General features: G+C 66.1%; 25 protein-coding genes. 11 read left to right on the top strand and 14 right to left on the bottom strand.

What is annotated here, in order from left to right; all coding sequences use genetic code 11:
• The first annotated feature begins 152 nt into the window (after positions 1 to 152).
• From leuS to holA, 3 genes are read left to right on the top strand one after another with little or no spacing between them, the layout of a single operon-like run.
• Entirely contained in the window at positions 153 to 2,732 is a 2,580-nt protein-coding gene (leuS, locus tag LG306_RS02820; RefSeq protein WP_404418042.1) for a leucine--tRNA ligase, read from the top strand.
• The gene (lptE, locus tag LG306_RS02825; RefSeq protein WP_404418045.1) at positions 2,732 to 3,211 is read left to right on the top strand and encodes an LPS assembly lipoprotein LptE; all 480 of its coding nucleotides are present in this window, start codon (positions 2,732 to 2,734) and stop codon (positions 3,209 to 3,211) included. The genes leuS and lptE overlap by 1 nt, the downstream gene beginning before the upstream one ends.
• A complete protein-coding gene (gene holA / locus LG306_RS02830; RefSeq protein ID WP_066553619.1) occupies positions 3,208 to 4,260 on the top strand; it encodes a DNA polymerase III subunit delta in 1,053 nt (350 codons plus the stop codon). The genes lptE and holA overlap by 4 nt, the downstream gene beginning before the upstream one ends.
• Before the next feature lie 2 nt (positions 4,261 to 4,262).
• Here the strand turns inward: holA and LG306_RS02835 are convergent, their stop codons facing one another.
• From LG306_RS02835 to hemE, 11 genes are all read right to left on the bottom strand, one after another.
• Complete coding sequence (locus tag LG306_RS02835) at positions 4,263 to 4,445, bottom strand: hypothetical protein (RefSeq protein WP_295170389.1); 183 nt, start codon at positions 4,443 to 4,445, stop codon at positions 4,263 to 4,265.
• 26 nt (positions 4,446 to 4,471) lie between these two features.
• On the bottom strand, positions 4,472 to 5,362 hold the full coding sequence (locus LG306_RS02840; RefSeq protein WP_404418049.1) for a ParB/RepB/Spo0J family partition protein: 891 nt from the start codon (positions 5,360 to 5,362) through the stop codon (positions 4,472 to 4,474).
• Positions 5,363 to 5,386: 24 nt separating this feature from the next.
• On the bottom strand, positions 5,387 to 6,205 hold the full coding sequence (locus LG306_RS02845) for a ParA family protein (RefSeq protein ID WP_039246649.1): 819 nt from the start codon (positions 6,203 to 6,205) through the stop codon (positions 5,387 to 5,389).
• Positions 6,186 to 6,818, bottom strand: coding sequence for a 16S rRNA (guanine(527)-N(7))-methyltransferase RsmG (gene rsmG / locus LG306_RS02850; protein ID WP_404418053.1), 633 nt, complete (start codon positions 6,816 to 6,818; stop codon positions 6,186 to 6,188). The genes LG306_RS02845 and rsmG overlap by 20 nt, the downstream gene beginning before the upstream one ends.
• On the bottom strand, positions 6,818 to 8,698 hold the full coding sequence (mnmG, locus tag LG306_RS02855) for a tRNA uridine-5-carboxymethylaminomethyl(34) synthesis enzyme MnmG (protein WP_404418056.1): 1,881 nt from the start codon (positions 8,696 to 8,698) through the stop codon (positions 6,818 to 6,820). The genes rsmG and mnmG overlap by 1 nt, the downstream gene beginning before the upstream one ends.
• A gap of 100 nt (positions 8,699 to 8,798) precedes the next feature.
• A complete protein-coding gene (mnmE, locus tag LG306_RS02860; protein WP_404418059.1) occupies positions 8,799 to 10,106 on the bottom strand; it encodes a tRNA uridine-5-carboxymethylaminomethyl(34) synthesis GTPase MnmE in 1,308 nt (435 codons plus the stop codon).
• 36 nt (positions 10,107 to 10,142) lie between these two features.
• The gene (locus LG306_RS02865; RefSeq protein ID WP_137720449.1) at positions 10,143 to 10,367 is read right to left on the bottom strand and encodes a DUF6489 family protein; all 225 of its coding nucleotides are present in this window, start codon (positions 10,365 to 10,367) and stop codon (positions 10,143 to 10,145) included.
• Positions 10,368 to 10,450: 83 nt separating this feature from the next.
• A complete protein-coding gene (gene rho / locus LG306_RS02870; protein WP_404418061.1) occupies positions 10,451 to 11,884 on the bottom strand; it encodes a transcription termination factor Rho in 1,434 nt (477 codons plus the stop codon).
• 207 nt (positions 11,885 to 12,091) lie between these two features.
• Positions 12,092 to 12,559, bottom strand: a complete 468-nt coding sequence (locus LG306_RS02875; RefSeq protein ID WP_404418063.1) for a CopD family protein — start codon at positions 12,557 to 12,559, stop codon at positions 12,092 to 12,094.
• Positions 12,556 to 13,617, bottom strand: a complete 1,062-nt coding sequence (gene hemH / locus LG306_RS02880) for a ferrochelatase (RefSeq protein ID WP_404418064.1) — start codon at positions 13,615 to 13,617, stop codon at positions 12,556 to 12,558. The genes LG306_RS02875 and hemH overlap by 4 nt, the downstream gene beginning before the upstream one ends.
• Positions 13,614 to 14,672, bottom strand: coding sequence for a uroporphyrinogen decarboxylase (gene hemE, locus LG306_RS02885; protein WP_404418066.1), 1,059 nt, complete (start codon positions 14,670 to 14,672; stop codon positions 13,614 to 13,616). The genes hemH and hemE overlap by 4 nt, the downstream gene beginning before the upstream one ends.
• A 450-nt stretch (positions 14,673 to 15,122) precedes the next feature.
• Between hemE and LG306_RS02890 the strand changes: the two genes are divergently transcribed.
• The 5 genes from LG306_RS02890 to dnaQ all read left to right on the top strand — a co-directional run bounded on the left by LG306_RS02890 (position 15,123) and on the right by dnaQ (position 18,827).
• Positions 15,123 to 15,992, top strand: coding sequence for a pyruvate, water dikinase regulatory protein (locus LG306_RS02890; RefSeq protein ID WP_404418068.1), 870 nt, complete (start codon positions 15,123 to 15,125; stop codon positions 15,990 to 15,992).
• 86 nt (positions 15,993 to 16,078) lie between these two features.
• Positions 16,079 to 16,624, top strand: a complete 546-nt coding sequence (locus LG306_RS02895; RefSeq protein ID WP_404419622.1) for a Maf family protein — start codon at positions 16,079 to 16,081, stop codon at positions 16,622 to 16,624.
• The gene (locus tag LG306_RS02900; RefSeq protein WP_404418070.1) at positions 16,621 to 17,451 is read left to right on the top strand and encodes a shikimate dehydrogenase family protein; all 831 of its coding nucleotides are present in this window, start codon (positions 16,621 to 16,623) and stop codon (positions 17,449 to 17,451) included. The genes LG306_RS02895 and LG306_RS02900 overlap by 4 nt, the downstream gene beginning before the upstream one ends.
• Positions 17,448 to 18,080, top strand: a complete 633-nt coding sequence (coaE, locus tag LG306_RS02905) for a dephospho-CoA kinase (RefSeq protein WP_404418072.1) — start codon at positions 17,448 to 17,450, stop codon at positions 18,078 to 18,080. Before LG306_RS02900 ends, coaE begins: the two co-directional genes overlap by 4 nt.
• A gap of 24 nt (positions 18,081 to 18,104) precedes the next feature.
• Positions 18,105 to 18,827: a DNA polymerase III subunit epsilon gene (gene dnaQ, locus LG306_RS02910; protein ID WP_404418074.1), complete on the top strand. Its 723-nt coding sequence runs from the start codon at positions 18,105 to 18,107 to the stop codon at positions 18,825 to 18,827.
• A gap of 88 nt (positions 18,828 to 18,915) precedes the next feature.
• Here the strand turns inward: dnaQ and dapB are convergent, their stop codons facing one another.
• The 3 genes from dapB to dnaK form a co-directional block, all read right to left on the bottom strand.
• On the bottom strand, positions 18,916 to 19,665 hold the full coding sequence (gene dapB, locus LG306_RS02915; RefSeq protein WP_404418076.1) for a 4-hydroxy-tetrahydrodipicolinate reductase: 750 nt from the start codon (positions 19,663 to 19,665) through the stop codon (positions 18,916 to 18,918).
• Entirely contained in the window at positions 19,662 to 20,864 is a 1,203-nt protein-coding gene (gene dnaJ, locus LG306_RS02920; protein ID WP_045810964.1) for a molecular chaperone DnaJ, read from the bottom strand. The genes dapB and dnaJ overlap by 4 nt, the downstream gene beginning before the upstream one ends.
• A gap of 175 nt (positions 20,865 to 21,039) precedes the next feature.
• On the bottom strand, positions 21,040 to 22,947 hold the full coding sequence (dnaK, locus tag LG306_RS02925; RefSeq protein WP_039246674.1) for a molecular chaperone DnaK: 1,908 nt from the start codon (positions 22,945 to 22,947) through the stop codon (positions 21,040 to 21,042).
• A gap of 290 nt (positions 22,948 to 23,237) precedes the next feature.
• Between dnaK and LG306_RS02930 the strand changes: the two genes are divergently transcribed.
• From LG306_RS02930 to LG306_RS02940, 3 genes are read left to right on the top strand one after another with little or no spacing between them, the layout of a single operon-like run.
• Positions 23,238 to 23,606: a hypothetical protein gene (locus tag LG306_RS02930; RefSeq protein WP_055755085.1), complete on the top strand. Its 369-nt coding sequence runs from the start codon at positions 23,238 to 23,240 to the stop codon at positions 23,604 to 23,606.
• Complete coding sequence (locus LG306_RS02935) at positions 23,569 to 24,207, top strand: alpha-ketoglutarate-dependent dioxygenase AlkB (RefSeq protein WP_404418079.1); 639 nt, start codon at positions 23,569 to 23,571, stop codon at positions 24,205 to 24,207. Before LG306_RS02930 ends, LG306_RS02935 begins: the two co-directional genes overlap by 38 nt.
• Positions 24,208 to 24,259: 52 nt before the next feature.
• Positions 24,260 to 25,009, top strand: coding sequence for a dienelactone hydrolase family protein (locus LG306_RS02940; RefSeq protein WP_404418081.1), 750 nt, complete (start codon positions 24,260 to 24,262; stop codon positions 25,007 to 25,009).
• Positions 25,010 to 25,049 lie beyond the last annotated feature (40 nt).

Genomic DNA, 25,049 nt, shown 5'->3' on the forward strand with positions numbered 1-25,049 from the left:
CGCTATCGCCCTGCGGGCTACTTGAGCGCCGACTGCTTTAGTTTCGTCGGACCTGCTGGGAACGCCGAAACGGATTACTTCTTGGGCGCTGTCGTCCTTCGGGCTAGTTGAGCCGGGAGGGCGTCAGCGCCCTTTCGACTTTCAGGACGACCGTGGCCCGTTACGAACCCAAGACCGCCGAACCCCGCCAGCAGGCCCGATGGGCCGAGGCTTCCGCCTTCGTCACGAAGGACACCGGCCGGCCGAAATACTATGTGCTCGAGATGTTCCCCTATCCGTCGGGCGCCATCCACATGGGTCACGCCCGCAACTATGTGATGGGCGACGTGGTGGCGCGGTCCAAGCGCGCGCAGGGGTACGACGTTCTGCACCCGATGGGCTGGGACGCCTTCGGCATGCCGGCCGAGAACGCGGCCATGGAGCGCGGCATACACCCGAAAGGCTGGACCTATTCCAACATCGCAAACATGCGCGAGCAGCTGAAGCTGCTGGGCCTGTCGCTGGACTGGTCGCGTGAGTTCGCCACCTGCGACCCGGAATACTACGGCAAGCAGCAGGCCTGGTTCCTGGAGCTGTATCGGCGTGGTCTGATCTATCGCAAGGATGCGGTGGTCAACTGGGATCCGGTCGACAACACCGTCCTGGCCAACGAACAGGTGATCGACGGACGAGGCTGGCGCTCGGGCGCCCTGGTCGAGAAGCGCAAGCTGAACCAGTGGTTCCTGCGCATCACCGACTATGCCGACGACCTGATCGACGGTCTGAAGACCCTGGACCGCTGGCCCGAAAAGGTCCGGCTGATGCAGGAGAACTGGATCGGCAAGTCGAAGGGCGCGACCCTGTGGTGGGACATCGCCGAGGCGCCGGCCTTCCTGCCCGCCTCGCCCGAGGGTGAGCCGAACCATGCCCGCGATCCGATCGAGGTCTACACCACCCGCCCCGACACCCTGTTCGGCGCCAGCTTCCTGGCCTTGGCGCCCGACCATCCCCTGACCAAGGCCATCGCCGAACATCGGCCGGACGTAGCGGACTTCATCAAGGCCTGTGCTCACACCGGCACCAGCGAAGCCGAGATCGAAAAGGCCGAGAAGCTGGGCGTGGATCTGGGCGTTCGCGTCCGCCATCCCTTCGATCCGGACAAGACCCTGCCCGTCTGGGCCGCCAACTTCGTGCTGTCGACCTATGGCTCGGGCGCCATCTTCGGTTGCCCGGCCCATGACCAGCGCGATCTGGACTTCGCCCGCAAATATGATCTGCCGGTGACGCCGGTGGTCAAACCCGACGACGCCGACACGGTCGAGATCGGAACCGAGGCCTATGTCGGCCCCGGCCGCATCTTCAACTCCGACTTCCTGAACGGCATGGACGTCGAGGCCGCCAAGGCCGCCGCGATCGCCAAGGTCGAGGCCGCCGGCCAGGGCCGCGCCGAGACCATCTATCGCCTGCGCGACTGGGGTGTTTCGCGCCAGCGGTATTGGGGTTGCCCGATCCCGATCATCCACTGCGCGTCCTGCGGCGTCGTCGAGGTTCCCGCCGATCAGTTGCCGGTCGTCCTGCCTGACGATGTGACCTTCGACGTGCCCGGCAACCCGTTGGCGCGTCACGCGACCTGGAAGCACGTCAAATGCCCGTCGTGCGGCGCGGATGCGACGCGCGAGACCGACACGCTCGACACCTTTGTCGATTCCAGCTGGTATTTCGCCCGCTTCACCGACCCGACGGCCGAGGCGCCGATCGACAAGGCCGCCGCCGACCGCTGGCTGGCTGTCGATCAATATATCGGCGGGGTCGAGCACGCGGTCCTGCACCTGCTGTACGCCCGCTTCATCACCCGCGCCCTGTCCGACGCCGGCATGCTGTCGGTGAAGGAGCCGTTCGCCGGCCTGTTCACCCAAGGCATGGTCGTTCACGAAACCTATCGCCGCGCCGACGGCGCCTGGGTCGAGCCGACCGACGTGGAGCTGAAGAACGACAACGGCGTCCGCTCGGCCCGCCAGCTTTCGACCGGCGAGACCCTGGTCATCGGCGACATCGAGAAGATGTCCAAGTCCAAGAAGAACGTCGTCGCTCCGGCCGAAATCCTGGAAAGCCACGGGGTGGACGCCGGTCGCCTGTTCGTCCTGTCCGACAGCCCGCCCGAGCGGGACGTGCAATGGACCCCTGGCGGCGTCGAGGGCGCCAGCCGCTTCGTCCAGCGCGCCTGGACCCTGTTCGACACCTATGACGCCAGTTTCGCCGGCGAGGACAAGGCCAACGCCGAGCTGCTGCGCGAGACGCACAAGGCCATCAAGGCCGTGTCCGAAGGGGTCGAAGGCTTCCGCTTCAACTCGGCCATCGCCAAGCTCTACGCCTTCGTCGCCACCATTCGCGACAATGCCCAGGCCGGCGGCGACGCCAAGCGTCAGGCCCTTTCGGCGCTGGCCCGCCTGATCGCCCCCTTCACCCCGCACCTGGCCGAAGAAGCCTGGACGCAACTAGGGGAAGACGGGATGGTTCTGGACGCGCCGTGGCCCGTGTGGGACGCTGCGCTCGCGGCCGACGACGAGGTGGTCCTGCCCATCCAGATCAACGGCAAGCGTCGCGCGGAAATCCGCGTGCCGCGCGGCATGGAGCCGTCCGAGGTCGAAGCCCTGGTCCTGGCCGACGAAACGGTCAAGGCGCGGCTGGAGGGTCTGAGCGTGAAGAAGATCGTCGTGGTCAAGGACCGCATCGTCAATCTGGTGGCCGGCTGATGCGTGTCGCGATGGCTCTCGCGGTTCTCGCGTCTCTGGCGGTTTCCGCCTGCGGCTTCACGCCCATGTACGCCGAGCCGGCCATGGGTTCATCCCTGCGCCGGATCGCCGTCACGACCCAGGACGACCGCCTGGGCTATCGCTTGCGCGAGCAGCTGGAAGACGTGCTCGCCTGGGATCGCGGCGCGACGCCGCTGTATCGCCTGACGACAGAGGTCCAGCAGAACCGCCGCTCGTTGGGTCGCCGCATCGACGACACCGCCACACGCTATGAACTGACGGTCAAGGCGACCTGGACCCTGACGCCGGCCGCCGGCGGAATGCCCGTCAGCGGCACGGAAACGGTCACCACGACCTACGCTGCCGCCGACCAGCCCTATGCCGCCATCGCCGCCCAGCAGGATGGCGAGGAGCGCGCCGCCGCCGAACTGGCTCGCCTGATCCGACTGGATCTGATGCAGGCGCTGTCGAACCCGTGATCCTGGCCAAACGCCCCGAGATCGATCGCTTTCTGAAGGCGCCCGATCCGGCGATCCGGGCGGCGGTGATCCACGGCAAGGACCGGTCCGGCGTCGCCGAACGGGCCGAGGTGCTGTGCAAGACGGTCACGCCCGATCTGAACGACCCCTTCAATGTCACCGTCCTGACCGACAGCGACATTGATGGCGATGAAACGAAGCTGGAAGAGGCGCTGACGGCCATGTCCCTGATGGGCGGCCGCCGTCTGGTGCGCATCCGTCTGTCGGCGCTGAAGCCCGGCGTGGACAAGGCCGTCGCCGCCGCGCTGAAGATCCACGCCGATGGCGGATACAATCCCGACGCCATGATGGTGGTCGAGGCCGACCAGCTGGGCCGCGAATCCGCGCTCAGAAAGGCGGCCGAGAAGGAAAACGGCGCGGTCGGCATCGTCTGCTACGAGGACGAGACCGGCGATGTCGCCCGCATGGTCCGGGAGGCCCTGGCCGCCGACAAGGTGGGCCTGACGTCTGACGCCCTGGACCGCTTCGTCGCGCGCCTGCCGCGCGAGCGCGGCCTGATGCGGCAAGAGATCGAGCGTCTGGCCCTCTTCATCGGCCCCGGCTCCGGCAAGACGCTGGATATGGATGCGCTGGAACATCATCTCGGCGTCGAGCCGGACGCCTCCCTGTCGGATGCGGCGCTTCAGGCCTTCGGCGCGCGTCCCGGCCCGGCGCAGGCGGGGCTCAGGCGCGCCTTCGCCGAAGGCGAATCGTCGGTGCTCGCCGTTCGCTCTGCGGCGATCCATCTCGGAAAGCTGCGCCGGATCAATATCCTGCAGGCCAACGGCGCAAACGCCAAGGAGGCCGCAAAGGCCGCCGGCGTCTTCTGGAAGCAGGAGGCCGAAATGCTGCGTCAGGCGCGGTCCTGGCGGCTGGAAGCCCTGGACGAAGTCTTGGACAGCATCAACACGGCCGATGTCGCCACCAAGACGACCGGAATGCCGGACCAACTGATCGCCGAACGCCTGCTGCTGGAAATCGCTGGTCGCGCCAGACGGTTGGGGCTGTAGCCCTAGCCGCGCTTGGAGGCCTTGCGGAAGGCGGGCTGGGCCATGGCGACGTTGCGCGCTGAAACGGCCTTCTCTTCGGCCTTGGCGCTGGGTTGCGCATTGAACCCATGACCCGCCTTGGCCTTCTTGGCGGCAAGCGCCTGTTTCAGCTTGTCGGCGGCGGTGGGTGTCGCGTCTTCAGTCATATCGACACCCTAGCACAGTCCGCAGGTCAGCCGCGCATCAAACGGCGGCACAGGTCGTCGAGCTGCTCCAGCGAACCGTAGCCGATCGTCAGTTCGCCCTTGCCGCCCTTGTCCGACAACTGGACCTTCAGACCGAGGGCGTCGGCCAAGTCCTGCTGCAGGGCGGCGACATCGGCCGCCCCCTCCCCGGCTGCGGCCGCCGACGCCGACTTGGCCTTCGTCGGCTTCGGGCCCTCGACCGCACGGCGCGCCAAGGCCTCGGTCTCACGGACGCTAAGCCCGTCGACGAAGGCGATATCCGCCAGCTGGCCCGGATCAGGCGTATTGATCAGGGCCCGGGCGTGACCCGCCGACAGCTTGCCTTCGCGCACATAGAACAGCACCCGCTCGGGCAGTTGCAGCAGGCGCATGGTGTTGGCCACATGGCTGCGGCTCTTGCCGACCACGCCCGCCACCGCATCCTGCGTCCGCCCGAAGCGCTCCATCAGAACGCGGTACGCCTCGGCCTCTTCCAGAGGATTCAGATCTGCGCGCTGGACGTTTTCGACGATCGCGACTTCGAACACCTCGACGTCGTCCATCTCGTGGACCACGATCGGAACCTCGGTCAGGCGCGCCGCCTGCGACGCGCGCCAGCGGCGTTCGCCGGCGATAATCTGCCAGACGCCGTCCTCACCTGGATGGGTCCGCACGAGGATCGGCTGCAGCACCCCCTTGTCACGGATCGAGGCGGTCAGTTCCTCCAGATCCTCCTGGCGGAAGGTCTTGCGCGGCTGGTCCGGATTAGGCTTCAGGCTCTCGATCGGCACACGTCGCACGCCAGCGGACACAGGGGCGTCGGATGCGACCGGCGCCTCGGCGTCCTGCCCCATCAACGCCGACAGGCCGCGGCCCAGACCTCTTTGTCGTTCAGCCAAGATACTGTTCCGTTCTATTAAAACTCAGGCGGCCAGCTTCAGCCGCTGGCGTTCGCGCTTCACCACTTCCTTGGCCAGCCGCAGATACGCCTGGCTGCCGGCGCACTTCAGATCATAGATCAGCGCGGGCTTGCCGAACGACGGCGCCTCGGCGACGCGGACGTTACGCGGGATGACGCTCTCATAAACCTTGTCGCCGAAATGGGCGCGGACGTCGTTGGCCACCTGCCCCGACAAGGCGCTGCGCCGATCGAACATCGTCAGCACCAAGCCCTGAATTTCCAGCGATGGATTGAGGCTGTGCTTGACCATATCGATGGTGCGCATCAGCTGGCTCAAACCTTCCAGAGCGAAGAACTCGCATTGCAGCGGCACCAGCACCGCATCCGCCGCCGCCATCGCGTTCAGCGTCAGAAGGTTCAGCGACGGCGGGCAGTCGATCAGCACATAGTCATACGCGGTAGGGCCATCGTCGTGTGCCCGCAGGGCGTCGCGCAAGCGATAAGATCGGCGATCCGCCTGGCTGAGTTCGATCTCAACGCCCGACATGTCCGCGTCGGCCGGGACGATCCACAAACCCGGCACAGTCGTCTGCACCGAGGCATCCGCGATGGAGCGCTGATCTACGACGACATCGTAAATGGTGACGCGCCGTGTTTCACGTGGAACACCCAAGCCAGTGGAGGCATTGCCCTGCGGGTCCATATCCACGATCAGCACGCGCTCACCGATGGCGGCCAGAGCGGTGCCGAGGTTGATCGCCGTCGTCGTCTTGCCGACCCCGCCCTTTTGGTTGGAAACAGCGAGGACGCGGGCGGGCTTTCTAGCGCGTTGAGCGGGCACGGCGGAGGCTCCGGATTGTCACGATGCGGCCGCGCACGTCGCTTTGCGACGGGGCCAGTTCAGCCTCGAAATGCCAGGATTTGCGCGCCTCGATCAACTCGGATTCGGCACGCTCCCCCTTCAGGAACAGGCCTTGTGCACCTCTTTGAAAGTAGGGCTGTGCATAACCCAGCAGTCTCTCCATCGGGGCCACGGCGCGGGCGGTGACGATGTCACACGTCACAGACTGCGCTTCGGCCCGGCCGACGATGACCGTCGCCGGCAGGGACAAGGCATTCACGACCTCCTGAAGAAATCGGCAGCGCTTGGCCAAGCTATCAATCAGCCAGACATGAGCCCCATCCCGCCCCTTGAGCATGATGGAAAGCACCAGTCCGGGAAAGCCTGCGCCCGCCCCCAGATCCGCCCAGGTCTTTGCTTCCGGGGCCCGATCGAGCAGCTGCGCGCTGTCCCAGACATGGCGGTTCCAGAAGTCCGGCAGACTGTCCGGACCCACCAGATTCATCACCGCATTGGCCTCGACCAACCGAAGCCGGAACGCCTCGAGATCGGCGATCTGTTCCACTGACGCATTGGCGCGTGCACGGAATATCTTCTTTTCGGCGTCCAACATCAGGCCGCGACCGACGCCTTGGGCGCGCGCTTCACATAGGCGAGCAGCGCCGTCAGCGCGCCGGGCGTCATGCCCTCGATCCGTCCGGCCTGGCCCAAGGTGCGCGGTTGGACGCGCGCCAGCTTCTCCTTCACCTCGTTCGACAGACCGCCGACAACGCCGTAGTCGAGACCGGTCGGGAGCATCAGCCCCTCCTCCGCCTTCAGCGCGTCCGCATCCTGCGACTGGCGATCCAGATAGTTGGCGTAGGCGGCGTCGATCCGGACCTGCTCGCGCACGTCGTCGGTCCAATCGGCGATGACGGGCACTGCCGAAACGAACTGATCCAAAGACACATCGGGGAAGGCCAACAGTTCGCGCATCGAGCGCCGACGACCATCAGCATTGACCGAAATGCCGAGCGCACCGGCCTCATTGGGCGTGAACAGTGTTTCACGTGAAACGGCGCTCGCTGCCGCAAGCGCCGAAGCCTTCGCTTCAAAACGAATGCGCCGATCTTCGCCGACGATGCCCAGCTCGATCGCTAGGGGTGTTAGCCGAAGGTCGGCGTTGTCGGCGCGCAGCGTCAACCGATATTCCGCCCGGCTGGTGAACATCCGGTACGGTTCGGTGACGCCGCGCGTCACCAAGTCGTCGATCATGACGCCGATATAGGCCTGATCACGCCCCAGGATCACCGGCTCCTGTCCGGCCGCTGAACGCGCGGCGTTCAGCCCCGCCATCAGCCCCTGAGCCGCCGCTTCCTCATAACCGGTCGTGCCGTTGATCTGTCCAGCGAGATAGAGACCGGGACGATTCTTGACCTCCAGCGCCGCCGTCAGCTCGCGCGGATCGACATAGTCGTATTCGATGGCGTAGCCGTATCGGAAGACCTCAACCGCTTCCAACCCCGGAATGGTGCGAAGGAAGGCGAGCTGGGTCGGCTCCGATACTGAGGTCGAAATCCCATTCGGATACACCGTGGGATCGTCCAGGCCTTCAGGCTCAAGGAAAATCTGATGGCTCGTCTTGTCGGCGAACCGAACGACCTTGTCTTCGATCGACGGACAATACCGCGGTCCCCGGCCCGACAGCTTGCCGCCATAAACGGCGCTCTCGCCGAGATTCTCCGCGATGATCCGATGGGTCTCCTCTGTGGTGTGCGTCACGCCACAGGCGATCTGGGGCACGTCGATCCGGCCGGTCAGGAAGGAAAAGGCCGACGGCGTTTCGTCCGCCTGCTGCATTTCCAGACAGTCCCAAGCGATCGTCCGCCCGTCCAGGCGTGCGGGCGTGCCTGTCTTCAGACGTCCCATCATCAGGTCGGCGGCATGAAGATCGGCGGCCAGACCGGTCGACGCCTGCTCACCATGCCGTCCCGCCGGGATGCGCTCGTCGCCGCGATGGATGACCCCGTTCAGGAAGGTGCCGGTCGTCAGGACGACCGCCCCGGCGCGAACCGTCTCTCCCGCGCCGGTCACGACGCCGACCACACGGTCGCCTTCGAGGACAAGCCGCTCGGCCGTCCCCGCCATCAGGGTCAGGTTGGGCGTCCCCTTCAGTTCGGCCTGCATGGCATCGCGATAAAGGCGACGGTCGATCTGGCTGCGCGGGCCCCGAACAGCGGCGCCCTTCGACCGGTTCAGGAGGCGGAATTGGATGCCGGACACATCGGCCAGCCGCCCCATCACGCCGTCCATGGCGTCGATCTCTCGAACCAGATGCCCCTTCCCCAGCCCCCCGATAGCTGGGTTACACGACATCTCGCCGATCGTCTCCAACTTCTGGGTCAGCAGAACCGTGCGGGCGCCCGCCCGTGCCGAGGCCGCCGCCGCTTCGCAGCCGGCATGGCCGCCGCCGATGACGACGACGTCGAAGAGGAGATCAGGGGGAGAAATCATCGCCGCGACATAAGGCAAAACGCCTTAGATCGCCAGAGGCGGGCGTATCACATCGTAATGAGACGCGGGAGTTTCACGTGAAACAGCGGTACAGCTAAACCTATTTTCCGATGCAAAAGGTCGAAAAGACTTCGTCCAGAATGTCCTCGACACCGATCGCACCAGTGACGCGCGCCAGAGCGTCCGCGGCTCGTCTCAGATCGTCGCCAGCCATTTCCGGCGCAACATCAAGCGCGGCACGTGCTGCCTCGACGCTTTCCAACGCCTCCAGCAAACGCAACCGATGCCGCTCTTGGGTGACGGCTGGGAAGTCGGCGCCCGACAGATCCCTGGCGAGACGCGCAGCGATCCAGTCCCGAAGCTCGGCCAAGCCATCACCAGTGGCGGTGCTGACTGACACAGTCTCGTAGTCGTCGGCCGTTGGAGCTGCGCCAAGGTCGCACTTTGTCGCCACGACCAGATCGCCGTCTTTGACGTAGACCGCAGCCACCCCGTCCGGATCACCCGGCGCGCGAACCCAGACGCGCAAGTCGGCTTGTTCGGCGCGAAGCCGGGCGCGGCGCACGCCCTCGGCCTCGACAGGGTCGTCGCTGTCTCTCAGGCCGGCCGTATCCGACAATGTCACGGCATAGCCGCCGATCACCAGATCCGCATCCAGCACATCCCGCGTGGTGCCGGCGATCGGCGTCACGATGGCCGCCTCACGGGCAACGAGCGCATTGAAAAGCGACGACTTGCCGGCGTTCGTCTCTCCAATCAGGACGATGCGATAACCGTCCCTTACCCGTTCGCCACGCCGCCCCGTATCGACCGCGCGTCGCAGGTCGGCGCCAAGTCGGTCCAGCACCGGCCCCGCCGTACGAGCCAGATTGTCCGGCACCTCTTCATCGGGAAAGTCGATCTCGGCCTCGACCAAGGCCAGCGCGTGAAGAAGGTCACGACGGAAACCGGCATAGGTCTCGCTCAGCTTTCCGTCCAACTGCCCCAAGGCCTGTTTGGCCTGGGCGCTGGTTTCTGCATCGATCAGATCGGCGACCGCCTCGGCTTGCGCCAGGTCCATGCGGCCGTTCTGAAAGGCGCGGCGTGTGAACTCCCCGGGGTCGGCCGGACGCAAGCCCAGCGCGATCAAGGCGCGGCTGGCGGCCTCAACGACCGCACGACCGCCATGCAGATGCAGTTCGGCTGCGTCCTCGCCCGTATAGCTGTTGGGCGCCACGAAACGCAGGACGAGCGCCTGATCGATGTGATCGCCGGCATGGCTAAGATCGCGCACCGACGCCATGCGCGGTTTCAAACGGATTGCGCCCAGCGCCGTCAATGCGGCCTCGACGCCAGGGCCCGACAGGCGGAGAACCGCGATGGCGCCTCGGCCGGGCGGCGTCGCCAAGGCGAAGATTGTGTCGATCATCAACTCAGACCGAGCGGCTCCGAAGCGAGCGCGTGCTCACTTCACCGCCGCTTCCATCAGGCGACGGAATTGGTCCTGAGCCTGAAGCCCGAAGCTGGTCCAGGTCTTCATCAGCTCCTCGGGCTGCATGGCGGCGACATTGGCCTCCATCCGCTTCTGCATCTCCGCGACCATGGCGTCGTTCAGTGGCGTCACGTCCGGCAGACCAAGAAATGCGCGCGCCTCCGCCGGTGTACACTCGACTTCGACATTGACCTTCATTGCGCGGTCTCCTGTTTCACGTGAAACGCCATTTCTACCCTAACGCCACGCGCTCGGCGCGCGGCTACTTGAGGAAGGACGGATCAGGTGTTCATCGACTGGAAGAAGTCCGAGTTGTTCTTCGACTGGCGCAGTTTGTCGAGCAGGAACTCGATTGCGTCCTGCGGTCCCATCGGGTTCAGGATGCGGCGCAGGACATAGGTCTTGGCCAACTGATCCTTCGGCGTGATCAGGTCTTCCTTGCGGGTGCCGGACTTCAGCACGTCTATGGCGGGGAAGATGCGCTTGTCGGCGACCTTGCGGTCCAGCACGATTTCCGAGTTGCCCGTGCCCTTGAACTCTTCGAAGATCACCTCGTCCATCCGGCTGCCGGTGTCGATCAGGGCCGTGGCGATGATGGTCAGAGAACCGCCCTGCTCCACGTTACGCGCGGCGCCGAAGAAGCGCTTGGGTCGTTGCAGGGCGTTGGCGTCAACACCGCCTGTCAGCACCTTGCCCGACGACGGAACGGTGGCGTTGTAGGCGCGGCCCAGACGCGTGATGGAGTCCAGCAGGATCACCACGTCCTTCTTGTGCTCGACCAGACGCTTGGCCTTCTCGATAACCATTTCCGCGACGGCGACGTGGCGGGTGGCGGGCTCGTCGAAGGTCGAGGCGACGACCTCGCCCTTCACCGTGCGCTGCATGTCGGTCACTTCTTCGGGGCGTTCGTCGATCAGCAGGACGATCAGGAAGACTTCCGGGTGGTTCCGCTCAATCGACTTTGCGATGTTCTGCAACATCACCGTCTTACCGACTCGCGGCGGCGCCACGATCAGGCAGCGCTGGCCCTTGCCCAGCGGGGCGACGATATCGATGACGCGGCCCGAGCGATCCTTCAACGTCGGATCCTGGATTTCCATGTGCAGCCGCTCTTCGGGATAGAGCGGCGTCAGGTTGTCGAACAGGACCTTGGTCTTGACCGCTTCGGGGTCTTCTAGATTGATCGTGTCGACCTTGAGCAGGGCGAAGTAGCGTTCGCCTTCGCGTGGCGCGCGCACGGCCCCGTGGACGGTGTCGCCCGAGCGCAGGCCGAAGCGGCGGATCTGCGACGGCGAGACATAGACGTCGTCCGGCCCCGGCAGATAGTTGGCGTCCGAGCTGCGCAGGAAGCCGAAGCCGTCCGGCAGGATTTCCAGTACGCCGTCGGCGATGATCTCGACTTCTTCGTCAGCGAGGGCCTTCAGGATGGCGAACAGCAGATCCTGTTTGCGCAGGTTCGAGGCGTTCTCGACCTCCAGCTGTTCAGCGAAGGCGACCAGGTCGGCCGGGGTCTTCTCGTTCAATTCGGCGAGCGTGATGCGGCCGTTGGCGACGACGGGCTCACCGTCCTCTTCGTCATCCGCCGTCGTGTCCACGCCGGAATCGGCGCCCGCCGCCTCGCCGGCTTCATGCGCCGCGCCGTGATGGGTGGGGGCTTCAACCTCCACGCCTTCGGTCTCGGGGGTCTCGGGATTGGTGTCGCGGACGTCGGTCATGATGCAGGCTCGCGGGCGCACACGGCCAGACGGCTGCGGCGCGGGTCTCTGGAATTGTCTGGCCGGAAGGCCGAAGGGAGGTGCGACGGGCTCCCGCTGGCTCCAAAGCCTGCAGGCGTCACGAAAGAGAGGGACCGCCGGCGCAGGACGCCGAACGGTTCGCCGTCAGCGGAACCACAGGCAACGGGTCAGGTCAAGCGGAGCCGCCTATCGGAACGTCCACTCCGTCGTCACCGACAGCACCATGACGATGGCCAGAACGAACGGAACCTCATTCGTCATCCGCCAGAACTTGCCCGAATATTTGGACGTGCCGGCCGCAATCTTCTTCCTTTGGGCCGCCAGGAAGCCATGCCAACCGCTGAGCAGGAAGACACCCGCCAGCTTGGCGATCATCCACGGCTCGGCCAGGAAGGCGGCGCCGCGCGCCGAGATGTCGATGTGGATCAGCCACAGACCGAAGACCCAGGCCAGGATCATCGCCGGGTTCAGGATGATGCGCAGTAGCCGCGTCTGCCACAGGCGCAGCAGGGCCTGCATTTCGCTTTTCAGCGGTTCGGGCTTGGCGTTCTGTTCGGCGTCATAGGCGTAGAGTCGAGGCAGGAACAGAAGGCCCGCCATCCAGGCGATCACCGCCAGAATGTGCAGTCCACGTGCGAGATCGTAGGTGTTCATGCCGCCTGCCTTCCCTTTCGATGCGGACAGGCCTTCCAGTCCGCCTTGCACCCCTGGCCGAACGGCGCGACGCCCCTGTGCGACAGGGCGCTCACGGCTGCGTCGGCCAAGGCGTCGATGAACAGAGGCTCGATCCCGACCGCCGGGGCCCGCAAATACGGACTGGCCCCTTTTTCGTGGGCCAGTTCGCCATATTCGATATCCAGCTCGACCAGGGTCTCGATATGCTCCGAGACGAAGGCGATGGGGGTGACGACGACGCCGACGCCGTCCCTGGCCGCGGCTTCGATGGCTTCGGGCGTTGACGGGCCCAGCCATTTCATCGGCCCGACCCGGCTTTGATAGCAGATGGCGTGGTCGATCTTCCCGCGCTGCGCCTCGATCGCGGCGACCACGGCTGCGACCGTCGTCTCGATCTGCTCCTGATAGGGATCGCCCTTGCCGGTCACCAGCTTCTCGGGGATGCCGTGGGCGGAGAACAACACCCGGACCGGCTGACCCACCGCCTGGTCCAGCTTCTCGCCGATCGCCTGGGCCTGGGCCTCAACCCAGCCGGTGGCGGCCGGATAGCAACAGACGGCGCGACTGACGCCCGGCCCGGCATAGGCGGCGTTCCATGCCTTCAGAGAGGATTCCGTCGTCGTGGTCGAAAACTGCGGATAGAGCGGCAGCAGGACGACCTCGTCGGGTCCGAAGGCGGCGACCTCGGCCGCCGTCTCCTCGGTCAACGGATGCCAATAGCGCATGGCGATGAAGACCTTGACCTCATCGCCGCCAAGCCGCGCGCCAAGCACCGCCTGCAAAGCCTCGGCCTGACGACGGGTTTCGGGCAGCAGCGGCGATCCCCCGCCCATCAGGGCGTAGTTGGCCTGGGCGCTGGTTTCGCGCCGGCTGGAGATCAGTTTGGCCAGAGGCGTGCGGAACATCCCCGGAAGGCCGATGATGGCCGGATCGTTGAACAGGTTGAATAGGAACGGCTTGACCGAAGCCTGATCGTCAGGCCCGCCCAGATTGAACAGCACCACCGCAATGCGGCGGCCGGGGTTCGCATCGCTCATTGGGCGCCGATCCGTCTCAGAACCTGTTCGACATGGTCGATCGGCACGTCCGGCAAGATGCCGTGGCCCAGGTTGAACAGCCAAGGCCCCTGCCCCCAGGCCTCCATCAGCTGATCGACGCGTCGGTCCAGCAGATCGCCGCCCGCGCGCAGCAACAGCGGGTCGAGCGCCCCCTGGATTGGCTTGATCTGCTGCACCCGTTTGCCGACCTCGAGCGGGCAGGCGGTGTCCAGGGCGACGGCGTCGACCTCGACCGCCTCCGCATACCGCTCTGCAAGGGCCGCAGAGCCTCGTGGGAAGCCGATCAGGGGTACGGTGACCCCCAGCTCCCGCGTGCGCTTCACCAGCGCCTGGTGGGGCTTCAGGACCAATCTTTCGAACAGGTCGTCCGGCAAACCCTCCGCCCAGCTCTCGAAGATCTTCAGAACCTGGGCGCCGGCGTCGGCCTGCATCTTCAGATATCGGGCGGTGGCCTCGACGAGAACCTCGAGCGTCTCGTCGACACGCTCGGGATCGGCATAGGCGTAGGTGCGGGCCTGGGCGCGTTCGCCCTTGCCGATGGTGCGCGCCTGGCCGTCCAGCATATACGTGGCCACTGTCCAGGGCGCGCCTGCGAATCCGATCAGGGCGCGTCCCGGCTCTAGGGCCGCGCGCACGATCGACAGGGTCTCGCCCACCGCCGACAGATGCTCGCCCGCCGCCGGGGCGAGCTCGGCCATCCGACCCGGGATCGGCATTTCGCCCAGACGCGGCCCCTCCCCCGTCTCGAACCAGACGTCTTGGCCCAGGGCGCGCGGGATCAGCAGGATGTCGGCGAAGACGATGGCCGCATCGAAGCCGAACCGGCGCATGGGCTGAAGCGTCGCCTCGGCGGCCATTTCGGGGTTCAGACAGAAGGCGATGAAGTCGGGCGCCTCGGCCCTCAGCTTGCGATACTCCGGCAGATACCGACCAGCCTGACGCATGAACCACACCGGCGGACGCTCCAGCGTCTCCCCGCGGAGAGCCCGGAGCACCAGGGGTGTCGGATCGGCAGTCTGGGTCTGATCGGTCATGTCGGAGGATTAAGGTCACAGCCCCCCGCTCTCAATCCCTAATCAGATTAAGAATTAAAAGATTCGAAGTGGCAGGTAGGGCGGTGGAATGGCGGGGATGACTCGATCGGAGGCGGCGGAACAAAAGCGGATATCCACGTCTGGCCTATCGTTAACGGGGATGTCGAAACGACTAATCCCGCCGGTGGACAATCCCTAACGAAACCTTAACGGGCCAGGGTTTGCGGGGGCTTGCGGCTGTGAACGCGGTTAAGCGCCGTTAACCTTTCATTAGGATTTTCCACAGCGGTTGGGACTTCGGTTTTCCGCCTTGGGATGATCCGGCGGCGGGCGACCAACGCGATCCACCATCATCCCCGCTCGCGGGCGGATCGATCAGCGGCTAAGAAAAACGGCGCCCCGACGGTCCAACGCCGTCCCCCAACTTTCAACAGGGAGACAGACAGTCTCATGAGCCCTGCGAGACCCTCGGGACCGGCCCGTCTGGCCACATATTTCCACGTTCACCTGGTGTCGGACTCTACCGGCGAGACCTTGAACGCCATGGCCAAGGCGGTGACCGCGCGTTTCGACGGCGTTATTCCGATTGAGCACATCTATTCCCTGGTGCGATCGCCAAAGCAGATGGAGCGGGTGCTGCAGGAAGTAGAATCCGCGCCGGGCGTCGTTCTCCACACCCTGGTCGACCGCGATCTGCGCGAGCAGCTGGAAGAGGGCTGTCGTCGCCTGGACATGCCCCAGATCGGCGCGCTGGATCCCCTGGTCGGAGCCATGTCGCGCTATCTCGGCGCGGCCCTGTCCACCCGTGTCGGCGCCCAGCACGCGCTGGACCACGACTATTTCAACCGGATCGCGGCGCTGGACTTCGCCATGGCCTACGACGACGGCCAGGGGACGCTGGATCAGCTGGAGGGCGCCGACGTCGTTCTGTGCGGGGTCAGCCGGACGTCCAAGACCCCGACCTGCATCTATCTGGCCCACCGCGGCATCCGGGCGGCCAACGTGCCCCTGGTGCCAGGTCAGGAGGACGGCGAGCGGCTGACCAAGCTGAAGAACCCCTTGGTGATCGGCCTGACCGTGTCGCCGGATCGGCTGGTTCAGATCCGCCGCAACCGCATCGACAATCTGAACGCCAGCCAGTCGTCGAACTATACCGACCAGGACGCCGTGCGCGACGAGACGATCAAGGCCCGGCGGGCCTTCGAGCGGCGCGGCTGGCCCACCATCGACGTGACCCGCCGCTCGGTGGAGGAGACGGCGGCGGCGATCACCAATCTGCTGAGCGAACATCGCAACCACAAGATCGGGACCACCTGGTGAAAAGCATTCCTGCTGCGCTATCGCCCTCCGGGCTGCTTGAGCGCGGAACTCTCATCCTGGCGTCCAAGAGCGCGGCCCGGCGCGCCATGTTGGAAAACGCCGGCGTCGCCTTTGAGGTGCGCGTCGCCGATGTGGACGAGGACGCCATCAAGGCCATCTCGACCGACCTGGACGCCGCCGCCCTCGCCGTTCGTCTCGCGGAAGCCAAGGCCCTGGCCGTCTCACGCGACGATGAGACCGCCTGGGTGCTCGGCTCGGATCAGACCCTGGCCTTCGACGGCGGCCTGGTCTCCAAGGCCAGGTCTCTGGACGCGGCGCGCGAGCGGCTGAAAGCCATGCGCGGCAAGTCGCACCAGCTGCATTCCGGCGCAGCATTGGCAACCAAGGGCCAGATCGTCTGGTCCGGCGTCGATACGGTTCAGATGCGGATGCGCGATTTCTCGGACGCCTTCCTCGACGCCTATCTGGCGGCCGAGGGCGAGGCCCTGCTGTCCTGCGTCGGCTCATATCGGCTGGAGGGGCTGGGCTCGCAGCTGTTCGAGGCGGTGGACGGCGACTATTTCACGGTGCTGGGCCTGCCGCTCTGGCCGGTGTTGAAAGAGCTGCGTCGGGCTGGGGTGATCGCGGCATGAGCACTCACCGCATAACCGGGGCGGCCATGGTCGCCGGGATCGCCGGGAATCCGGTCGCCCATTCGCTCAGCCCGGTCATCCACAACGCCTGGCTGGCGGCCGGCGTTATCGACGGCGCCTACGTCCCCTTCGCCCCTGCGGATGCGGCCGGCTTCGAGTCCCTAGTCGCGGCAGGGCGCGCGGGTCTGATCATGGGGCTGAACGTCACCGCCCCGTTCAAGGAACAGGCCTTCGCCTTGGCGGATCAGGCGACGGCGGCGGCCCGGCTGACGTCCTCGGCCAATATCCTGCAGTTCGAAAACGGGCGGGTGCTGGCCGACAGTTCCGACGGCGTGGGCTTGATGCGTGGCCTGAAGGAACAGGCGCCGGACCTGGACGTGGCCGGCCGGCCGGTGGTGATGCTGGGCGCCGGCGGCGCGGCCCGCGCAGGGTCCGGCGCCCTGGTCGAGGCCGGCGCCGAGGTGCGCGTCGTCAACCGTTCGCCCGAACGCGCTGAGGCCCTGGCCGCCGATCTTGGATCCTCGGTTCGGGTCATGACGGCCGAGGCCGCTTTTGATGGCGCAGCCCTGGTCATCAATGCGCTGAGCGTCCCGCCCAGCATCGACTTCGACCGGATCGCGCCCGGCACGGTGGTGATGGATATGACGTACAAGCCGCTGGCCACGCCGTTCCTGACGGCAGCGCGCGAACGCGGCCTGCCGACGGTGGATGGATTGGCCATGCTGATCGGCCAGGCGGCGCCGTCGTTCGAAGCCCTGTTCCGCCGCGCGCCGCCGCCTCTCGATCTTCGCGCCCTGTTGATGACCCATCTGGGCGAGACGGCATGATCCTGCTCGGTCTCACCGGCTCCATCGGCATGGGCAAGTCGACGACGACGGCCATGTTCGCCGATCTGGGGGCCGTCGTCTGGAACGCCGACGATGCGGTTCACCGCCTCTACGCGCGCGGCGGTGAGGCGGTCGGGCCTGTGGGCGAAGCCTTTCCCGGCGTCGTCGTGGACGGCGCGGTCGATCGCACGCGTTTGGCCGAGGCGCTTGGGAAAGACGACACGGCATTCCGTCGTCTGGAGGCTATCGTGCACCCCCTGGTCGCCCAAGGTCGCGCGGCGGATCTGGAGGCGGCGCGCACGGCGGGTGTGGAACTGGCGGTTCTGGACATCCCCCTGCTGTTCGAGACGAGTGGGGACAAGGCCGTCGACGCCGTTGTCGTGGTCACCGCCGATCCGGCGATCCAGGCGGAGCGCGTCCTGGCTCGTCCCGGCATGACCCGCGAACGGTTCGACGCCATCCTGGCGCGCCAGATGCCGGACGCCGAAAAGCGCGCCCGCGCCGATTTCGTCATCGACACCGGCCGGGGGTTGGAGGCCGCGCGGGACGAGGTCGAGGCGATCGTCGCCGCCGTTCTGGACCCGTCGTGGATATCTCCCCGGCGCGGCGCGGCGAGCCTTTCGCGCTGAGGCGAATGCCGCCATTAAGGGCGAATGGCGCGCGAGATCGTTCTGGATACGGAAACCACCGGCTTCGACCCCAAGACGGGCGACCGGTTGATCGAGGTCGGCTGTATCGAGATCCAGGATCTGCTGCCGACGGGGCGGACCTTCCATCGGTTCGTCAATCCCGAGCGGCTGATCCCGCCCGACGCCATCCGGGTTCACGGCATCACCGACGAGAAGGTCAAGGATGCGCCCAAGTTCGCCGAGATCGCCGACGAGCTGATCGAATTCATCGGCGATGCGCAGATGATCGCCCACAACGCCGCCTTCGACCGCAACTTCATCGACTTCGAATATGCGCGGTGCGGCCGGCCGATCACCGGCGAGGCGCGCTGGATCGATACGCTGAAACTGGCACAGACGCGGTTTCCGGGCATGCCCAACTCGCTGGACGCCCTGTGCAAACGCTACAAGGTGTCGCTGGTCGAGCGGACGCTGCACGGCGCTCTGATCGACGCCCGTCTGCTGGCCGAGGTCTATCTGGAGCTTCGCGGCGGCAAGGAACGGGTGCTGGACCTGTCGTCCGCGCCGGTCGGTCGTGGCCCCGGCGGCGTCATCGAAACCGCCGCCTACGGCCAGCGCCCCCGCCCGCTGGCGCCGCGCTCCACGCCCGAGGAACAGGCCGCCCACGTCGCCTTCCTCGCCAAGGCGCTGAAGGACCGCTCACTATGGGAAGCCTACGGCCTGCCTGTTCAGGAAGACGCGGCGTAAGTCACTACTCCCAACACCGCACAATAGATGCGCTCAAGAAGAGAGCGACCGCGTCGCGAACGTAGCGCGGCGCGTCAGCGCCTCTAAATCATGCCTGCCGAAAGCCAAGCACGTCCTGCATGTCATAGAGGCCGGGGCCCCGCGTCCGCACCCAGGCGGCGGCGGCGGCCGCGCCCTTGGCGAATAGCGACCGATCGATCGCCGAATGGCTCAGGGTCAGCACCTCATCTTCCGATGCAAACAGCACCGTGTGCTCGCCGATGATGCCGCCGGCGCGGATGGAGGAAAAGCCGATCTTGCCGCTCTCGCGCTCGCCCTGGACCCCGTCGTAGGGTTTGGATCGCAGGTCATTCAGATCGGCGAACCGCCCCTCGGCGGCCGCCTCGCCCAGCATCAAGGCCGTGCCCGACGGTGAGTCCACTTTCCGGCGGTGGTGGGCCTCGGTGATCTCGATGTCCCAATCCTGGGCGTCCAGACGCTGGGCCGCGTGCTGGACAAGGCCGATCAGGATGTTCACGCCCAGGGAGAAGTTGCCGCTCTTGACGATGGCGACCCTCTCGGCGGCCTTCATCAGGTCGGCCTCCTGCTCGTCCGTGAAGCCGGTCGAGCCGATCACCAGGGCCGGGCCGCCGCGCTCGGCCGCGCTCTGGGCCAGGGCCACCGAGGCGTCCGGGGTCGAGAAGTCTATGATCACGTCGCACAGCGACAGGTCGGCGGTTTCGCCCCAATCGAGGCGGGCGGCGACCACCACGTCCTCGCGGGCGTCCAGCACCTGAGAGACCGCACGCCCCATCCGGCCGCGATAGCCGGAAATGCCGGCGTGGAAGATTGCGCTCAAACCGCGTTCTCTTTCGACCCGTCCGCGTCCTGATTGCCCAGGATGTCGGCCCAGAAACGCTTCGCCTTTCCGGCAAAGCTGGAATTCCTGGGGTTCTGCCCCTCCCCGAACGACAGGGCAAGCTCTTCCAGCAACTCACGCTGGCGCGCGGTCAGATCGGTAGGCGTCTCGACGAACAGTTCGACCACCAGATCGCCCCGGTTGCGGCCGTTCAGATGGGGCATGCCCTTGCCCTTGATGCGCACGGTCTTGCCGGTCTGGGCGCCGGCCGGCACGGCGACGGAGGCCTTGCACTTGCCGTCGCAGGCCGTGGAGACCAGGCAGGGGGCGTCGATCTCGCCGCCCAGGGCCGCCACCGTCATCGGCACGGGCACGGTGACCAGCAGGTCTAGGTTGTCGCGCTCGAACAGGTCGTGCGGCGTGACCGAGATGAAGACGTACAGATCGCCGCGCGGTCCGCCGCGCTGGCCCGCATCGCCCTCGCCCGACAGACGGATGCGCGAACCGTCGTCCACGCCGGCCGGGATCTTCAGGTTCAGGGTTCGGGTTTTGCGCACCTGGCCGTGCCCGTGGCACGTGGTGCAGGGATCGGCGATCATCTGACCCTGGCCATGGCATCGGGGGCAGGTGCGCTCGACCTGGAAGAAGCCGTTGGCCTGGCGCACGCGACCGGCGCCCTGGCAGGTGGTGCAGGTGACGGGCTTGGTGCCCGGCTTGGCGCCCGACCCCTCGCAGGTGTCGCAGGTCATGGTCGAGGGGATGTCGATCTCGACGTCCTCGCCCTTGTAGGCCTGCTCCAGGGTGATCTCCAGATCGTAGCGCAGGTCCGAGCCCCGGCGCGGTCCGCCCTGCTGGCCCCGGCCCTGGCGTCCACCGAAGGCGTCGCCGAACGCATCGCCGAAGACCTGGGAGAAGATGTCGTTGATGTCCGAGAAACCCTGGCCGCCCTGGCCGAAGGGATTGCCGCCCCCGCCGCCGTTCACGCCCGCATGGCCGTAACGGTCATAGGCCGCGCGCTTATTGTCGTCCGACAGCACCGTATAGGCCTCGGACAACTCCTTGAACTTGGCCATCGACTCTTCCGAGCCGCCGTTGCGGTCGGGGTGGTGAACCATGGCCAGCTTGCGATAGGCGGCTTTCAGGCCGGGGGCGTCGATCGTGCGTTCGACACCCAGAACTTCGTAATAATCACGCGCCATCGGGCGTTCGTCCTCATACTTCCCCGTTCGCTTTCGCCTCGCCTCTTATCGAGCGTTGGTCGAAATCGATGTCCCGGCTGACATGGGGTCCGGGACCAATGATGCAAGTTTCATGAAAAGACCCCGCCTATCGCAAGACAAGCGGGGCCGTATCATTTCAGCGACCTGTGACGGATCAGGCGCTCTTCTTGTCGTCGCCGTCCGTGTCCGACACTTCCTCGAACTCGGCGTCGACCACGCCGTCGTCGGCCGGCTGGCCTTCGGCGGCGGCGTCGCCCTGCTGCTGGGCGTACATGGCTTCACCCAGCTTCATCGAGGCCTGGACCAGGGTGTTGGTCTTGGCGCGGATGTCTTCTGGATCCGTGCCTTCGCGCGCGGTCTTCAGCTCGGCCAAGCCGGTCTCGATGGCCGTCTTCTCGTCCGCGCCCACCTTGTCGCCATGCTCGGCCAGGGCCTTTTCGGTCGAATGGATCAGGCTGTCGGCGGCGTTCTGCGCCTCGACCAGATCCTTCTTGGCCTTGTCGGTGGCGGCGTTGGCCTCGGCTTCCTTGACCATCTTGTCGATGTCGGCGTCCGACAGGCCGCCGTTCGCCTGGATGCGGATCGACTGCTCCTTGTTGGTCGCCTTGTCCTTGGCCGAGACGTTGACGATGCCGTTGGCGTCGATGTCGAAGGCGACCTCGATCTGCGGCATGCCGCGCGGTGCGGGCGGAATGCCCATCAGGTCGAACTGACCCAGCATCTTGTTGTCCGACGCCATCGGACGCTCGCCCTGGAAGACCCGGATCGTCACGGCCGACTGGTTGTCGTCTGCGGTCGAGAAGGTCTGGCTCTTCTTGGTCGGGATCGTCGTGTTGCGCTCGATCAGAGGCGTGAACACGCCGCCCAGGGTTTCGATGCCCAGGGTCAGCGGCGTCACGTCCAGCAGCAGCACGTCCTTGACGTCGCCTTGCAGAACGCCGGCCTGAACGGCGGCGCCCAGGGCCACGACTTCGTCAGGGTTCACGCCCTTGTGCGGCTCCTTGCCGAAGAAGGCCTTCACGGCTTCCACGACCTTGGGCATGCGGGTCATGCCGCCGACCAGAACCACTTCGTCGATGTCCGAGGCCTTCAGGCCGGCGTCGGCCAAGGCCTTCTTGCACGGCTCGATCGTGCGCTGGACCAGATCCTCGACCAAGCTTTCCAGCTTGGCGCGCGTCAGCTTGATGTTCAGGTGCAGCGGACCCGAGGCGTTCATGGTGATGAACGGCAGGTTGACCTCGTACTGGGTCGTGGTCGACAGCTCCTTCTTGGCCTTTTCGGCCTCTTCCTTCAGGCGCTGCAGGGCCAGCTTGTCCTGGCGCAGGTCGACCGACTGCTCCTTCTTGAACTCGTCGGCCAGGTAATCGACCAGACGCAGGTCGAAGTCCTCGCCGCCCAGGAAGGTGTCGCCGTTGGTCGACTTCACCTCGAACACGCCGTCGCCGATCTCCAGGATCGAGACGTCAAAGGTGCCGCCGCCCAGGTCATAGACGGCGATCTTCTGGCCGTCGTTCTTTTCCAGACCATAGGCCAGGGCCGCCGCGGTCGGCTCGTTGATGATGCGCAGCACTTCCAGGCCGGCGATCTTGCCAGCGTCCTTCGTGGCCTGACGCTGGCTGTCGTTGAAGTAGGCCGGCACGGTGATCACGGCCTGGGTGACCTTGTCGCCCAGATAGGCCTCGGCCGCTTCCTTCATCTTGGTCAGGGTGAAGGCCGAAATCTGCTGCGGGGAATAGTCCTTGCCGAAGGCGCGCACCCAGGCGTCGCCGTTCGGGCCCTTGACGATCTCATAGGGCACCATGCCCTTGTCCTTGGCGACGACGGGATCATCGAAGTTGCGGCCGATCAGGCGCTTGATCGCGAAGAAGGTGTTGGACGGGTTGGTGACGGCCTGGCGCTTGGCGGGTTGACCCACCAGCACTTCCGCGCCGTCCTGGATCGCCACGACCGACGGGGTCGTGCGGTTGCCCTCGGCGTTTTCGATCACCTTCGGCGTCTTGCCGTCCATGACGGCGACGCACGAGTTGGTGGTGCCCAGGTCGATGCCGATAATCTTGGCCATGTGTTCTTCAGTCTCTCTGGTTCGGCGGGCGATGCGGCGGCCTTCGACGAAGCGCCGCGCGTGACCGCCCCCGGTTGGGTTGGCGTGGATCAGGCTGGATAGCCCCAAGTTTCGCGGGGTTTCTCCGAAGCTGGCCCCGATATGGGAAAATCCCCCCGGCCCGCAAGGGCGTTATGCGATTCAACACTTTCGAAGAACGTCGAAATTCGAAGATGCAGGCGCGGCGATTACGGCGCATAAGATTTTGCATCGCGCTCTGGAGATCGCGATCGAGGAAGGGAGAGGAAACAATGATCAAGACCACGCTCAAGGCCGTCGTCGCCGCAGCCATTCTTGTTGGCTCCGCAGCGGCCGCCGCGCCGCCTGCTGCGACGCCCATGGTGCAGTCGAAGGACGGCTATGACCGGCACGTCACCATCAAGAACCGAACCGGCTGGACCATGTTGCGCTTCTACGCGTCGGATTCGCGCAGCGACGACTGGGAAGAGGACATCCTGGGCTCGGACGTTCTGGAAAGCGGGCAGGATGTGCGCATCAACATCGATGACGGCTCGGGCGCCTGCATCTATGACTTCAAGGCCGAGTTCACCAACGGTCAGGAGCTGACGCGGTCGCGCATCAATGTCTGTGAGGTCAGCGAATACACCTACACCCGTTGAGGTGAAGACCGCCGTCGAGGGCTTCCGGCTCTGGCCGGGGGCGCTCGACGCCGTGGCGCAGGCTGATCTGGTCGCCGAGGTGTTCGCCCGGCTGGATGACGCGACGCTGTATCGGACGACCACGCCGGGCGGTCGGCCTTTTTCGGTTCAGATGAGCAACTTCGGGCCGCTGGGCTGGGTCTCCGGCCGGGGCGGCTATGGCTATCAGTCGACCCATCCCGAGACCGGGCGACCCTGGCCGGCGATCCCGACTGTGCTGCTCGATCTGTGGCACGCCACGGTCGGCTGGCCCACACCGCCGGACGCCTGTCTGGTCAATCTGTATCGCGATGCGGCGAAGATGGGCCTGCATCAGGACAAGGACGAGGCCGATCTCGGCGCCCCTGTCCTGTCGGTGTCGTTGGGAGACGCGGCGACGTTCCGCATCGGCGCGGCGAACGGCGGACGCACCACGACGCTGAGGCTGGACAGCGGCGACGTCTGCGCCCTGACCGGACCCGCGCGCCTGGCCCGTCACGGCGTTGACCGCGTGCTGGCCGGATCGTCGCGCCTGATCCCCGGCGGCGGTCGGCTGAACCTGACGCTGCGCTGCGCCGGTTGAGCGCCTGATTTTTGGACTGGCTTTCGACGGCAAGCTGCGGCGTAACTCGGGAATGGACGACCTGAAGCGCCGCTGGGCCCGCCTCGAACCCCACATCACCATCGTGGGCCCCGACGACAACCGGCCCCGGCCGGCGGTGCTGCTGTTTCATGGCTGCGGGGGGCTGCGCGATCACCTGCCCCGCTATGCCGAGGTCGCCAAGGCGGCGGGCTGGCGCGCCTTCATCATCGATTCCTACGGCCCGCGCGGTTGGGGTCGGGCCTTCACCCTGGCGGCGGTCTGCACCGGCCTGTCGTTCCGAGGCTATGAGCGGGTGGGCGACGTGCTGGCGGCGACCCGGGGCGTTTCGGCCCGCCCCGATGTCGACGCGACGAAGCTGGCCCTGGCCGGCTGGAGCCACGGCGGCTGGTCGATCATGGAGATGATGAGCGGCGCGCCGACGCCCGGCGCCTTTGGCGTGACCGATCCCGCCGAGGCCAGCCTGTCCGGCGTCAAGGCGGTGTGGCTGGCCTATCCCTACATCGGCCCGTTCGCCTTCAATCGGTTGAAGCCCTGGCGGCATTGCCCGCGCGTTCTGGCCGTCACCTGCAAGCGCGACCACCTGACGACTGTGCGCAACGCCGAACAGGTCAACGCCATGATCCGCAACTGCGGCTCCCAGGTCGAAAGCTGGATCGCCGGGGGCACCCACGCCTTCGACGAACCCACCAACAACGGTCCGATGCGCCACGAACCGGACCTGACAGTCGAGGCCCTGCGCCGTTTCGGCGCCTTCCTGACCGACGCCGTGCCACACGGCTGAAAAGAAAACTGACCCGCGGTCTTGACGGGCGATCTATCAC

The sequence above is a fragment of the Brevundimonas vesicularis genome (assembly GCF_044807075.1).
GTDB classification, from domain to species: domain Bacteria; phylum Pseudomonadota; class Alphaproteobacteria; order Caulobacterales; family Caulobacteraceae; genus Brevundimonas; species Brevundimonas vesicularis_G.